This window comes from Vreelandella sp. F11, assembly GCF_042466685.1.
Classification (GTDB): Bacteria; Pseudomonadota; Gammaproteobacteria; order Pseudomonadales; family Halomonadaceae; genus Vreelandella.
Window position 1 is genome coordinate 1,402,667 of sequence record NZ_CP170448.1, and the last position, 13,882, is coordinate 1,416,548.

Annotated in this window: 11 protein-coding genes; all 11 read left to right on the plus strand. The window is 58.4% G+C overall.

Annotated features, from left to right (window positions below; translation table 11 throughout):
• The first annotated feature begins 56 nt into the window (after window positions 1-56).
• The 11 genes from ACFIOZ_RS06340 (at window position 57) to ACFIOZ_RS06390 (ending at window position 13,802) form a co-directional block, all read left to right on the plus strand.
• Window positions 57-791 (plus strand): GntR family transcriptional regulator, encoded by a 735-nt coding sequence (locus ACFIOZ_RS06340; RefSeq protein ID WP_386082845.1) that lies wholly within the window; start codon window positions 57-59, stop codon window positions 789-791.
• Window positions 792-799: 8 nt separating this feature from the next.
• The gene (nagA, locus tag ACFIOZ_RS06345) at window positions 800-1,903 is read left to right on the plus strand and encodes an N-acetylglucosamine-6-phosphate deacetylase (RefSeq protein ID WP_386082846.1); all 1,104 of its coding nucleotides are present in this window, start codon (window positions 800-802) and stop codon (window positions 1,901-1,903) included.
• The gene (locus ACFIOZ_RS06350) at window positions 1,903-2,922 is read left to right on the plus strand and encodes an SIS domain-containing protein (protein ID WP_386082847.1); all 1,020 of its coding nucleotides are present in this window, start codon (window positions 1,903-1,905) and stop codon (window positions 2,920-2,922) included. Before nagA ends, ACFIOZ_RS06350 begins: the two co-directional genes overlap by 1 nt.
• Before the next feature lie 41 nt (window positions 2,923-2,963).
• Window positions 2,964-5,543: a phosphoenolpyruvate--protein phosphotransferase gene (gene ptsP / locus ACFIOZ_RS06355; protein WP_386082848.1), complete on the plus strand. Its 2,580-nt coding sequence runs from the start codon at window positions 2,964-2,966 to the stop codon at window positions 5,541-5,543.
• Between the two features lies 1 nt (window position 5,544).
• Window positions 5,545-7,260 carry an N-acetylglucosamine-specific PTS transporter subunit IIBC gene (gene nagE, locus ACFIOZ_RS06360; protein WP_386082849.1) on the plus strand — a complete coding sequence of 572 codons (1,716 nt, stop codon included), beginning with the start codon at window positions 5,545-5,547 and terminating at the stop codon, window positions 7,258-7,260.
• Between the two features lie 123 nt (window positions 7,261-7,383).
• Window positions 7,384-8,181: an HAD family hydrolase gene (locus ACFIOZ_RS06365; protein ID WP_386082850.1), complete on the plus strand. Its 798-nt coding sequence runs from the start codon at window positions 7,384-7,386 to the stop codon at window positions 8,179-8,181.
• Window positions 8,182-8,318: 137 nt separating this feature from the next.
• The gene (locus tag ACFIOZ_RS06370) at window positions 8,319-9,044 is read left to right on the plus strand and encodes a response regulator (protein WP_386082851.1); all 726 of its coding nucleotides are present in this window, start codon (window positions 8,319-8,321) and stop codon (window positions 9,042-9,044) included.
• 80 nt (window positions 9,045-9,124) lie between these two features.
• On the plus strand, window positions 9,125-10,540 hold the full coding sequence (locus ACFIOZ_RS06375; protein WP_386084001.1) for an ATP-binding protein: 1,416 nt from the start codon (window positions 9,125-9,127) through the stop codon (window positions 10,538-10,540).
• 111 nt (window positions 10,541-10,651) lie between these two features.
• Window positions 10,652-11,911 (plus strand): ABC transporter substrate-binding protein, encoded by a 1,260-nt coding sequence (locus tag ACFIOZ_RS06380; RefSeq protein ID WP_386082852.1) that lies wholly within the window; start codon window positions 10,652-10,654, stop codon window positions 11,909-11,911.
• 93 nt (window positions 11,912-12,004) lie between these two features.
• Window positions 12,005-12,931 carry a carbohydrate ABC transporter permease gene (locus ACFIOZ_RS06385; RefSeq protein ID WP_386084003.1) on the plus strand — a complete coding sequence of 309 codons (927 nt, stop codon included), beginning with the start codon at window positions 12,005-12,007 and terminating at the stop codon, window positions 12,929-12,931.
• Window positions 12,924-13,802: a carbohydrate ABC transporter permease gene (locus ACFIOZ_RS06390; protein WP_386082853.1), complete on the plus strand. Its 879-nt coding sequence runs from the start codon at window positions 12,924-12,926 to the stop codon at window positions 13,800-13,802. Before ACFIOZ_RS06385 ends, ACFIOZ_RS06390 begins: the two co-directional genes overlap by 8 nt.
• Window positions 13,803-13,882: the final 80 nt, after the last annotated feature.

The following is a 13,882-nucleotide window of genomic DNA, read 5'->3' on the forward strand; positions in this document are numbered from 1 at the left end:
TTGAATTATGTCTATATTGGTATTCAATTGGTATTGTTTGTTGTACGGAGATATCCATGGATCCACGCTTTAGCCACCTGCGCCTTGACCCGCAGGGCGCGACACCGCTCTACCAGCAGTTAGCCCGTCAGTTGGAGAATGCCATCGAGACGGGTGCCTGGGAGAGCGGCGAGGCGCTACCTTCAGAGCGGAGCTTGGCCGATACCCTCAATGTCTCGCGTATTACCGCGCGTAAGGCGTTGGATTGTCTGGCTGAGCTGGGGCTCATTCGTCGTAGCCGTGGTTCTGGCACCTTCATCACGCCGAGACTTAATCAGTCGTTAACCCGATTGGTGAGTTTCACCGAGCTACTTACTCAGCGTGGTTTTACGCCCAGTTCTCAATGGTTAGAGCGCAAGCTGGCGACCCCCAATGCGGAAGAGAGTATGCGTCTTGGTTTGGGAGCCGATGCCCAGGTGGCACGCCTTAAGCGTTTACGCTTGGCGGATGAGGTGGTGATGGCGGTAGAGGATAGCTGCCTGCCTGTATCGGTGCTGCCCGATCCCCAAGCAGTAGAAACGTCTCTCTATGCGGTACTGGAAGCCAGCGGTAAGTCAATGGCTCGAGCCCTGCAGCATGTCACCGCCATCAACGCTGACGCAGAACTAGCGGTGCTCGCCGAAGTGCCCGAGGGGCAGGCGCTGCTTAAGATCACTCGGCTAGGGTATCTGGCCGATGGCACGCCAGCAGAGCTTACGGTGACTTACTGCCGCACCGATTACTACGACTTTATGGTCGAACTGACTCGCTAGGAAACCTTATGCAATTTGGCAATATCCTGACCGCCGAGGGCTGGCGCCTGGGAGATATTCACTGGGAAGGGGAGCGTATCAAGGGTATCAGCGGCGAGCCGGTAGACCCTGATTCCAACGATCATCCTCGCATACTCCCCGGCTTTATCGATTTACATGTGCATGGCGGTGGTGGCGCTGACGTTATGGAGGGAGGAGAGGCGCTGGCTACCTTGGCCCGCACCCATGTTCGCTTCGGAACCACTCGGCTGCTGGCCACTACCATGACGGCGCCAGATGACCACATCAGAAGGACGCTGCGGGATATCGCGGCTTATATGCAGGCACCCGCACCCCTGGCAGCCAAAGTGCTGGGCGTGCATTTGGAGGGGCCTTATATCAACCCTGGCAAGTTAGGTGCCCAGCCAGCCTATGCCCGGACGGGGTTGATCGAGGAGCTAGACGAACTTTGCAGTCTGGCGCCGATTCGCCTGATTACCCTTGCTCCAGAACTCTCCGGTCATATGGCACTGATTCGCCACCTCAGCGATCGAGGCGTGCGGGTGCAGTTGGGGCACACTCTGGGTAGCTATGAAGAAGGGGTCGAGGCGCTGGCTCATGGTGCCTGCGGATTCACCCACTTATTCAATGCCATGACCGGCCTACACCACCGTAAGCCCGGTATGGTGGGGGCGGCGCTGGCCCATGCCGAGTACGCCGAGCTGATCCCCGACCTGCTGCATGTCCACCCTGGTGCCATCCTTACGGCCTTGCGCTGCATCCCTAATCTCTATGCGGTGACTGATTCCACCGCCGCTGCTGGCATGCCTGACGGCGATTACCGCCTGGGTGAGCAGACCGTCACCAAATGCCTAGGTGGGGTACGGTTGGCCGACGGCACCTTGGCCGGTAGCACGCTGACCATGGATCAGGCGCTGCGTAACTTCGTAAGCCTCGGACTTTCGCTGGCTGAGGCTTCTGACCGCCTATCCCGCATTCCCGCTGACTTTCTGGGGCTTGGTGATATTGGTCGTCTTGAGGAAGGCGCTGCGGCTGACTTCGTTGTTCTTGACCCTCAACTCCAACTCCAGGCGGTCTTCGTAGAGGGCCGCTCTATCTTAGGAGGTGCCTGATGTCCCTGATGCTCGATGAAGCCCGCAGCGCCCCGGAAATTATTCGGGATCAACTGCGGCGAAATGCACCCATGATGGCTGACTTGGGCGAGCAACTGCGTCAGTCGCCGCCGGTTTCAGCGGTAACCGTGGCCCGCGGAAGCTCCGACCATGCCGCCAGTTACTTTGCCTATCTGTGCATGAAGCAAAACGGCATCCCGGTGGCTTCGCTACCCCCTTCCTTGACGACACTGGCCAAGGCTCCTTGGCAGGCTAGTGGCCATCTGGCCCTGGCGGTCTCCCAGTCAGGTCAGAGCCCTGATTTGATTGCTACCCAGCAGGCGTTAGCGACCAGCGGTGCTCGCACGTTGGCGCTGCTCAATACACCCGAGTCTCCGCTGGGAGCTGCCAGTGGTACAGAGATTCTTCTCCATGCCGGGGAGGAAAAGAGCGTTGCGGCCACCAAAAGTTACCTGGCTACCCTCTCTGCCATGGCTCAACTACTGGGTCACTGGAGCGAGAATCGCAGCTTATTAAGCGCCCTGGAGGGATTGCCAGAGCGCCTGGAAAAAGCGCTTGAGCAAGATTGGACGCCTGCGGTAGAGGCATTTCAGTCAGCCGACAGGATGATGGTCATTGGCCGGGGGGCTGGCCTGGCGGTTGCCCAAGAGGCGGCGCTTAAATTCAAAGAGACCTGTGCCATTCAGGCCGAGGCCTTTAGCGGAGCAGAAGTTCGCCACGGCCCGATGGCGTTGATAGCCCCTGGCTACCCAGTGCTGATATTTGCGCCGCCGGGCCCGGAGCAGGCCGGGCTGCTAACGCTGGCCGAATGGCTAGAGAGCGTTGGGGCCAAGGTGTTACTGGTGGCTGATGCGAGCGTGGCTAAATGCCAACTAACGTTGGTGAGCGCGGGCCACGACGACCTGCAGCCGCTGTCCGTTATCCAAAGCTTCTACGTCATGGTGGCAGCCCTAGCGGCGGCCCGGGGCAGTGACCCGGATCGACCCCGGCACCTTAACAAGGTCACCTGCACACTTTAATAGCTGATAGCTAATAACAAAGACAAAGCGGGAGTCTTCCCATGTCCAATGCAAGTCAAACCTTAACCCTGCTAGCCCCTGTAGAAGGGTTGGTCATCCCTCTTAACGAGGTGCCCGACCCTGTTTTCGCTGGGTTAGCGCTAGGTGAGGGCATTGCCCTTGACCCGCTAGGCGAGTGCCTGCATGCCCCCTGCGATGGCGAGATCGTGCAGTGTGCCCGCACTCGGCACGCTCTGACTCTGCGAACCGACGCTGGACTAGAACTGCTGATACATCTGGGACTGGACACTGTTGAATTGCAGGGCCAGGGCATCGAACTCTTGGTGGCGGTTGGCGACCAAGTCCGCGCCGGTGAACCGCTGTGCCGCTTTGACGCCGATGTGCTGGCGCTAGGTGCCTCTGCGCTTATCACGCCCATAGTGGTCACCGAACCCGCTGGCTGGCGCCTGTTGCCGCCCCGCCATGGCAAGGGTAAGCGAGTTGCTCTTGGTGAGGAGCTGTTGGTGCTTACTCGCACTGTAGCGGAGCAGGAAGAAGCGACGACGACCCAAGGCCCAATGGTTGAGCGTTGCCTAACGCTCGCTCTAGCGGCAGGGTTGCATGCCCGCCCTGCAGCGCGGCTAAGAGCCATTGCACGGGAGTACGATGTTAATTTGGAAGTACACCTTGAGCCTGCGGCAGAAGGTGCTGGCGCTAATGTCGAAAGCTTAAGTGCGCTAATGAACCTTGGCTTGGTTGCAGGCAGCGCTTTGCGTCTGAGAGCCCAGGGAGCTCGGGGGAAAGCCGCGTTGGACGCCGCTGAAGCATTGCTGACTACCCCCGAAGCCGAGGAGCACTCCGCTGGCAAGCCCCCAGAGGGGCTTCAAAAACCCCTTGGGATAGGGGAGCTGGCCGGTTTGGTCGCCAGCTATGGCTTGGCGACTGGCCCGCTGATAGTTTATCAACCGCCACTGCCTAGCGTACCTTACGAGGGCGAAGGTGGAAGCGTAGAGTCCCCACGCCTTAAACAGGCACTGAACCGTATCAGTGAAGACTTAGCAAAAGCCGAGGTGCAGGCGGTACACCAAGGGCAGGTCGCCGAGGCGGAAATCTTTGCAGCCCATGGCGCTTGGCTTGAAGACCCCAACTTAGTCGCGGCGGCAGAGGCGCGGATTGGTGATGGCCGCAGTGCTGGCCAAGCCTGGCGGGAAGCATTAGACGCTGAAGCAGAGCGGCTTGCTGCTAGCGGTAACGACTTGCTTGCTGCCCGTGTCGCGGATCTGCGCGACCTGCAGCGACGTGTGATGGCGGTGCTGAGCGACGATCATCAAGAGGCAGCTCCTGAGCTGCCTGAAGGCACCATCTTGGTGGCGGAGGATTTAACCCCGTCGGAGTTGGTGGCCGTGGCTGACCAGCACCCGGCGGGGCTTTGCCTCGTCGGTGGAGGAACTACTTCTCATGTGGCGATACTGGCGCGGGCGCGAGGTATCCCTTGTCTCGTGGCTATGGGGCAGGGGCTATTGGAAGCCGCTCATGAAGCCTCCCTTGGAAGCGTCATCCTAGATGCCGAGAAAGGCTGCTTGGCACTGAAGCCAACGCCGATAAAACTGGCCGAGATGGCTGAGCGAATTGAGGCTCGCCGACAGCAAGCCGAGACGGCGCGGGCGGCCGCTCATGAGGCAGCCATTACCTTAGACGGACGTACTATTGAGGTGCGCGCTAACATTGGTGGCGCCGAGGAAGCGCGCCTAGCGGCAGCATCAGGCGCCGATGGCGTAGGCCTACTACGCAGCGAGTTTCTGTTTCTAGAGCGAGATAGCGCTCCGGACGAGGAATTACAGCGTAAAGAGTATCAAGCCGCTCTACAGGCGTTAGACGGTAAACCAGTGATTATTCGCACGCTGGATATCGGTGCCGACAAGCAGCTTCCTTATCTACGTTTGCCATCCGTACCTAACCCCGCGTTAGGAGTACGCGGCGTGCGCCTTTGGCAGAGCCATCCTGAGCTTTTGGAGACACAGCTACGAGCGTTACTGGGCGTTACCCCATTGAAAGCGCTGCATATCATGCTGCCTATGGTGAGCGAGGCCGCCGAGCTACGCGAAGTGCGCCAGCGTTTAGAGGCGCTGGCCGCGGAGCTAGGGCTGAGTGAACGGCCGCGGTTAGGGGCCATGATCGAAGTGCCTAGCGCCGCACTATGCGCTGCCAATCTTGCCGACGAGGCAGATTTTCTTTCCATTGGCACAAACGACTTAACCCAGTACACCCTGGCCATGGATCGTGAAGATCCAGCGCTGGCTAGCCGGGCGGATGTACTGCACCCGGCGGTACTGCGTCTGATCCAAGCGACGGTCGTTGGCGCCGCCAAGCGCTGTCCCGTCGGCGTATGTGGTAGTGCGGCCAGTGACGAACTGGCTGCTCCCTTGCTAGTGGCTCTGGGGGTCGATGAGCTCTCAGTAGAGCCTGCACGAATACCGGCGGTAAAGGCTGCTTTGCGCCGTCTGGACACCGCCGCCTTGGCAGCCAACATCCCGGAGCTACTGGCCTTACCTGATGCAGTCTCGGTGCGCTTGCGCCTCGGCGAGCTGCTGGCCCTGGATAATGAGGCCTCTCCAATAACAACTCCCTTCGCGAGGTGCTGATATGGCTATTATGACTTTTGGAGCCCGCATGATGGGCGGGCTACAGCAACTGGGCCGCTCTCTGATGCTGCCCATTGCGGTGTTACCTATTGCTGGCTTGCTATTACGTCTGGGCCAGCCCGATCTGCTGGATATTGCCTTTATCGCCAGTGCGGGCGAAGCAATATTCGCTAACCTGGCGCTGATTTTTGCCATTGGTTTGGCGGTGGGTTTTGCCAATGACAGCAATGGCGCAGCGGGCCTGGCCGGTGTCATTGGTTACTTGGTTCTCGATGCAGTGCTGAACTCTCTCAATCCAGAGATTAATATGGGGGTGTTGGCGGGCATCATCATCGGGAGCGTGGCGGGTTTGCTTTATAACCGCTACCAAGCAATCCAACTGCCAGACTACTTGGCTTTCTTCGGCGGGCGGCGCTTTGTGCCTATTGTCACCGGCCTTACTGCTGTGGTTCTGGGGTTCGCCTTTGGGATAATCTGGCCGCCCATTCAGCATGGCATTGACTTATTAGGCCAGTGGTTGATCGATGCCGGTGAGTTAGGGTTGTTTGTCTACGGGATGCTCAACCGGCTGTTAATCGTTACTGGCCTGCACCATGTGCTCAACAGCTTGGTCTGGTTTGTGTTTGGCAGCTTTGAGACGGCTTCTGGGGCGGTAGTGAGCGGGGATCTTAATCGCTTCTTCGCAGGTGATCCTACCGCAGGCCGCTTTATGGCCGGCTTTTTCCCAGTGATGATGTTCGGCCTGCCAGCCGCAGCGCTGGCCATGTACCATGCAGCGCCGAAGGGACGACGTGCACAGGTGGGCGGTCTTCTGTTATCGCTGGCATTGACCGCTTTTCTGACCGGCGTCACTGAACCCATTGAATTCACTTTTATGTTTTTGGCGCCGCTGCTCTATGTCATGCACGCTTTGCTGACCGGTGTCTCAGTGGCTCTGCTGCACTGGCTTGACGTTAAACTGGGCTTCACTTTTTCCGCTGGGGCCTTCGACTTCGCCCTTTCCTATGGTCTTTCTACCAACGGCTGGCTGATGTTGCCGGTAGGGTTGGCCTATTTCGTTATTTACTACACGATTTTCCGCTGGGCGATTGTGCGTTTCGACCTGCCGACGCCGGGCCGTGACCCAGAGACAGTAGCGCCCGTTGGGACGGAGGCTGCCCCCAGTGAGCGAGGCCCGGCTTTTGTTGCCGCTCTGGGGGGCGCAGCAAACCTGCAAAGCGTTGGCGCCTGTACGACTCGGCTTCGCTTAGTATTGGATAACCCTGATGCTATCGACGAGTCGGCTCTCAAGACGCTGGGGTCACGAGGGCTTCTGCGCCTTCAAGGCGGTGGACTTCAGGTCATTGTAGGGCCTATTGCCGACGCAGTGGTTGATGATATACGCGCCGCGCTAAGCGCCACTGGTGAAGCACCGGTGCAGCCTGCCGAACCAGGGTCGCCTAACGCCGAAGCGCTCCCGTCAACCGCCATAGCGCCCATAACACCTCAGACTCGTCAGGCTTGGCAGCAAGCGCTGGGCGGCGAACGCAATGTGCGTAGTGCGTCGGCGGTGGCATCCACTCGACTGCGTTTGGAACTAGCCAATGCCTCTGTGCTAGACGAGACGGAGCTGGCTGGCCTGGGTGCTCACGGCGTGCAGCGACTGCAGCGAGGTGTGATCCATATAATCTTGGATGAACAAGCAGAGGCGGTCGCCTTGGGGCTTTCATCCCATTGATGTTGCCCAATGGCCGAGCCTGCGAGGTGGAGCGGCCATTGGGCCTGGCATCCTAGCCAGCGACGGCTAGGCGTCCCAGGAATCAATCGGTTAAGCTAAAGCACCATACTCACGGAGCGCGCTATGACACCTCGCCTGATTGTTTCTGACCTGGATGGAACCCTATTAGGAAGCGACCACACCCTGCACGAAAGCACTGTAGAGGTGCTGAGGGCATTGGTGAAGCAAGGCCATCATGTCGCGCTCGCCTCTGGCCGCCACTACTACGATATGAAGGTGTTTCGTGATCAGTTGGATATTCCCGCACACTTGATTAGTACTAACGGCGCCTATGTTCACGACCCGGAAGATGCCTTGCTGGCGGCTAATCACCTTGAGCCTGAACATGCAAAAACGCTAATTGGTCTTCCGCGTCCGCCTCAAGTACGGCTTAACCTTTATCGCGAAAGCGGTTGGCATATTGATTCAGAGGCCCCGCACTTATTATCACTTCACGCCTCCACAGGGTTTGGCTATGAAGTCGTGCCGCCCGCGCAAATGGACACTAACGGTGTAGGCAAAGTGCTCTATCTAGGCGATCCAAATGCGCTGAAACAGCTAGAAGCCCAGGCGCAAGAAGCTCACGGCGACAACCTGCATATTACTTACTCCACGATTGACTCGCTGGAAATCATGGCCGGTGGGGTCAACAAAGGCGTGGCGCTATCATCACTGCTGGAACGGTTGGGCTTAACGCCCGCCGATTGTTTAGCGTTTGGCGACAACCTTAACGATACCGAAATGCTTGACCTGGCAGGGGAGGCCCAAGTCATGGCCAACGCCCACCCGGCGCTATTTGATCGTGTAAGCGGTGCTGAGCGCATTGGTCACCATGGCGAAGCGGCCGTTGCTGTGTGGCTGAAAAAGCGGTTTGGGCTTTAAGCACCAACGAGCGCGTGGTTTTCGTCAACGATTAACGCTAATGCAACCTTGGTCGTAGCGGTCTTGCTACTGCTTGGCCCCTCGACCATCATCAAGGCCCAATAAAACGACAACAACGTAGGGCGACAACCGCTGCGATGACGACACCCCCCGCTACTTTGATTGTGGTCGATGATGATCCGGAAATTTGTGAACTGCTCGCGGACTACCTGGGCCGCCACGGCTATCGGGTATTCACAGCGGACGGCGCGCAGGCGTTGCATTCTCTGCGTGCTGAACACGCCCCCGACTTGCTGATTGTCGATTTAATGCTCCCCGGTGATGACGGTTTTACTATCTGCCGTGAAGTCCGCAAGCACAGCGATGTGCCGATCATCATGCTGACCGCCAGTGCCGATGAGACCGACCGCATTCTTGGTCTGGAGCTGGGTGCTGATGACTATTTGGGCAAGCCGTTTAATCCCCGCGAGTTGCTGGCGCGAATTAAAGCAGTACTGCGGCGTACCCGTTGTGCACCGCCTGAGTTGCCCGCCGGGCAGGCGCGCTGGGTGAGCTTTGGGAATTGGCAGCTCGACCGCATGACCCGCGAGCTGATTGATCTGCAGGGGGAACGTGCGGCACTTTCCGGGGCGGATTTTCAGCTGCTGCAGGTGTTTTTAGCGCACCCGGCCAAGGTACTCTCTCGGGACGATCTCTATGCGCTGACCCGTGGGCGGGATGCGCCGCCGTTAGACCGCTCCATTGATGTTCACGTTTGCCGACTGCGCCAACGGCTGGGTGAAGATGCCCAGCACTCGCAGTTGATTCGCACTGTGCGCGGGGCGGGCTACGTATTAACCGCTCAGGTAGACGCATTAACGTGAGTCGGGAGCGGTGGGCAACTACTAGGCGCCGCTTATCCCGATGGCTGCCAGCATCCCTGCGCGGGCGCTTTGTGATTATTATGATCGCCGGCGTGCTAGTGGCCCAGGGGGCCAGTTACGCCATCTGGACGTCCCAGGTGCGCTCCAGCCACTTGGCACAGCTGGATGAGCTCTCCACCAATATGGCGTTTAGCATCGCCTCCACCATGAAGTTTTTCCGCTCATTGCCAGTGGACTACCGCCATATCGTGCTGGATCAACTGCGTAATATGGGCGGTACGCGCTTTTTTGTTAGCGTCAACGAACGCAGGCTCAACATCGACGATATCGGCTCGGGGCCGGAAAAAGAGGTGGTGGTGAATAATGTGCGCTCGGTGCTCACTCAGCAGCTCAATATCGAGGATGTGATTGTCGAGTTCTCCCGCCCGGAAAACCTGCGGGTGCTCAATAACGAAGTGCTTCTCTACGACCTGCCACCCCGCTGGGGGCAGCACAGCCTGCTGATGGAGCCACTCTCGCCGCCGATTTTAGTGGTTCAATTGGAACTTGCCCCAGACACTTGGCTTTACGTTGCTACCCTGCTTGGCGTACCGGATATTTTCAGCGGCTATCGCTGGCTCTCTGAGGAGCGTTTGCTGGTCGGGCTACTGGTGCTGCTAAGCGTGCTGGCGCTGTCTCTGTTGGGTATCACCAGCGTCACCCGGCCATTGGCGAGGCTTTCACGGGCAGCGAATCAGCTGGGCGATGACTTGGATATGCCGCCACTACGGGAGAGCGGCCCCAAAGAAGTGGCCGCCACCGCCGCGGCGTTCAACCGTATGCAGCGGCGTATTCGCGAGCAGATTGAGGAGCGAGAACGGCTGTTTTCGGCGATTTCCCATGATTTAAAGACCCCCTTAACCCGTATGCGCCTGCGCGCCGAGATGCTCGATGACGACTATCAGCGCGAGCGTTTTTGCGCCTCTCTGGATGAGCTGGATAGCTTGGTTAAAGGCGCCTTGGCCTCGGTGAAAGGATTGGATCTGCATGAAGAGCCTGCCCCCGTTGATCTAACACACCTGCTCGAAGAGTTGGCCGAAGAGCTTAGCCTTCAGGGTGGCAAGGTCACGATCGAGACTAAAAACGGTCACACTATTGCAGCGCTGATTGCCAAACCGCTGGCGCTTAAGCGCTGCTTGGCGAACCTGCTTGAGAATGCTGTGTTCTATGGCAAGCAGGCGGATGTGGAAATCGTTGATCACGGTAATGCGGTCACCATGCGTATTCGCGACCACGGCTCAGGTATACCCGAAGAGCAGTTGGGGCGGGTGTTTTCGCCCTTTGTTCGCCTGGAGCCCTCACGCAGCCGACATACTGGCGGTAGTGGCCTGGGGCTGGGGATTGCCCGGCATATTGCCCGTGCCCACGGTGGTGATATTACGCTCGCCAACAATGCTGATGGTGGGCTGGTGGTGACTCTCTCGCTACCCCGCCAGGAAACTATTACAGGTTTGTAATAAAACCCCAACACTATGCAGTACTCGGTAACTCCCGTTGACGCTCGCCTTGGCGTAACCTCTTGGGTGTCGCACGTCCGAGAGGACAATAACAATATAAGGAGTGACTCCATGTCGACGTTAAAGAAGACGACCCTCGCGCTTGCCCTGGCAGGTGCCACGCTAGCCACTACCGCTCAAGCGAATGAAGTTGAAGTGCTGCACTGGTGGACTTCCGGTGGGGAAGCCCGTGCTGCCAACGTGCTTAAAGAGTTAATGGAAGCCGAAGGCTACGGCTGGCAGGACTTTGCCGTGGCAGGCGGCGGCGGTGAAACCGCCATGACGGTGCTTAAATCCCGCGCTATGTCGGGCAACCCGCCTTCAGCAGCCCAAATCAAAGGCCCCGAGATTCAGGAGTGGGGGGATCTGGGATTGCTCGGTGACCTGAATGACGTGGCCGATGCGGAAGGTTGGGACGAGCTCCTCCCTGAAGTCGTGGCCGATATCATGCGCCACGACGGTCAATACGTGGCAGTTCCCGTCAATGTGCATCGGGTCAACTGGCTGTGGGCCAATCCGGACGTACTGGAAGCGGCAGGGGTAGAGATGCCCACCACCCTGGATGAGCTATTTGAAGCAGGTGAGGCCATCCGCGAAGCGGGCTTCGTACCGCTGGCTCACGGCGGTCAATCCTGGCAGGACGCGACGGTATTTGAAAGCGTGCTACTGGGTGGGCAGGGCAGCGAGTTTTATCAGCAGGCATTGGTAGCGCTAGACCCTGAAGCACTAGGCGGCGAACAAATGATCGACGCCCTTGAAGACTTCAAGCGTACCCGCGAGCTGATGGATGAAGGCATGCCCGGGCGCGACTGGAATGTCGCTACCGCCATGGTGATTGAGGGCGTTGCTGGTTTTCAGCTTATGGGCGACTGGGCCAAAGGGGAGTTCACCGCGGCCGGACTGACCGCCGGGGAAGATTACCTGTGTGCGGCAGCACCGGGCACCGAAGATGCGTTCACCTTTAATATCGATAGCCTGGCCATGTTCCGCGTCACCGACGACGAGGAGCGCGCAGCACAGCAAGCGCTAGCACGCCTGGTGCTTGAGCCTACGTTCCAGGAAGCGTTTAACCTTGCCAAAGGCTCGATTCCAGCGCGGCCTGATCTTGATATGAGCGAATTCGACAGCTGTGCCCAGCAGTCGTTGGCTGACTTCCAGCGTACCGCCGAAGAGGGCGGCCTAGTGCCCAGTATGGCCCATGGCATGGCCGTACGTGCCGATGTACAGGGCGCCATTTTTGACGTGGTGACTAACTACTTCAACGATGACGATATGCCCGCCGAAGAAGCAGCAGAACGGATGGTGAGCGCTGCCCAAGCGGCCTCTTTCTAAGGTTTTCTAGACCTTACGTTCTCCAGGCGCCGTCGCAACGGCGGCGCCTTCGTTGCTTGGCAAGGATACTTCTCCATGAGAGCTTCCCTCCCCATGAAAAATACCTCCGCGAAACGCTTAGCGCCTGGCGCTAAGCAGTCGACGACATCCGGCGGTTTGCAGGCGTGGCTGCCGCGCCTGGTGCTGGCTCCGTCGGTGGCCATTTCGCTGTTCTTTGTTTACGGCTTCATGCTGTGGACGTTCGTGCTCTCGCTCACCAGTTCGCGCATGCTGCCCAGCTATGACTTTGTCGGCTTTGGTCAATATGCACGCCTGATGGCCAACGAGCGCTGGTGGGTTGCCTCGACCAACCTGATGATATTTGGCGTGCTGTTCGTGGTGATCTGCCTGGTGATCGGCGCGTTGCTGGCGATACTACTCGATCAAAAAATTCGCCAGGAGGGCGCGCTGCGCACCATCTACCTCTACCCCATGGCGCTGTCATTTATCGTTACCGGGGTAGTGTGGAAGTGGCTACTCAATCCACAGTTGGGCATTCAAGCGATGGTTCAGGGCTGGGGCTTTGAGTCGTTTCGCTTTGACTGGATTGTCGACCCGGATATGGCCATTTACACCCTGGTGATTGCCGCCGTATGGCAGGCGTCCGGGTTTGTGATGGCGCTATTTTTAGCCGGACTGCGAGGCATTGACGACAGCATTATTAAAGCCGCACAGCTGGATGGCGCCAGCCTGCCGCGGATTTATCTGCGCGTGGTGATGCCGTGCCTACGCCCGGTGGTGTTCAGCGCCGTAATGATTTTGGCCCATATTGCCATTAAGAGCTTTGACCTGGTCGTCGCACTCACCGGCGGTGGACCGGGCTACGCTACCGACTTGCCCGCCACCTTTATGTATGCACACGCCTTTACCCGGGCGCAGATCGGCTTGGGTTCGGCCAGTGCCATGCTGATGTTAGGCGGCGTGCTGGCGATTTTGATTCCTTATCTCTACTCCGAATTAAGGAGCCGCAAGCATGGCTAATGTGATTCGTCGTCAGACGCCCGCTGCGCGGCTGGGCCGTGGTCTGCTCTATAGCGTGCTGATACTCGCCGGGCTATTCTATATTCTGCCGCTGGTGGTGATGCTGATGACCTCGGTGAAGCCGCTGAGCGAAATCAGCGCCGGGTCATTGCTGTCTTTGCCGCAAAACCCCACTCTGGCGCCGTGGACAAAAGCCTGGGGTGAAGCCTGTACCGGCATGCGCTGCGATGGCGTTGGCGGCTATTTCTGGAACTCCTTTGCGATCGTGATTCCAGCAGTGCTGATCTCCACCACCATTGGCGCCCTAAACGGCTACGCGCTGACCAAATGGCGCTTCAAAGGCTCTGAGTTAGTCTTTGCACTAATGCTGTTTGGCTGCTTTATTCCCTTCCAGGTGGTGCTGCTACCCATGGCGCAAACCCTCGGCTGGCTGGGTATCTCCAGCTCCCGCGCCGGGTTGATTTTGGTTCACGTAGTCTTTGGCATTGCCTTCACCACGCTGTTTTTCCGCAACTTCTACGTGGGTATTCCCAACGAGCTGGTATCGGCGGCAAAGCTGGATGGCGCGGGCTTTTTCCGCATTTTCTGGCGCATTTTGTTACCGGTTTCCGCGCCTATCATCGTGGTGTCGGTGATCTGGCAGTTCACCCAAATCTGGAATGACTTCCTGTTTGGGGTGGCGTTCTCAGCTCACAACACCCAGCCCGTTACCGTGGCGCTTAACAACCTGGTGAATACCTCCACCGGCGTTCGCGAGTACAACGTCGATATGGCGGCGGCAATGATTGCCGCGCTGCCCACCCTGGTGGTGTACGTGCTGGCGGGAAAATACTTCGTACGCGGGCTGACAGCCGGTTCCGTTAAAGGCTAATAACAACTAGGTGAGTGGCAACCATTTCTAGAAGGTTAGAAGCAGCCCGTAGCGGGGGTCTTTCGCCAGGGCCGGAAAAT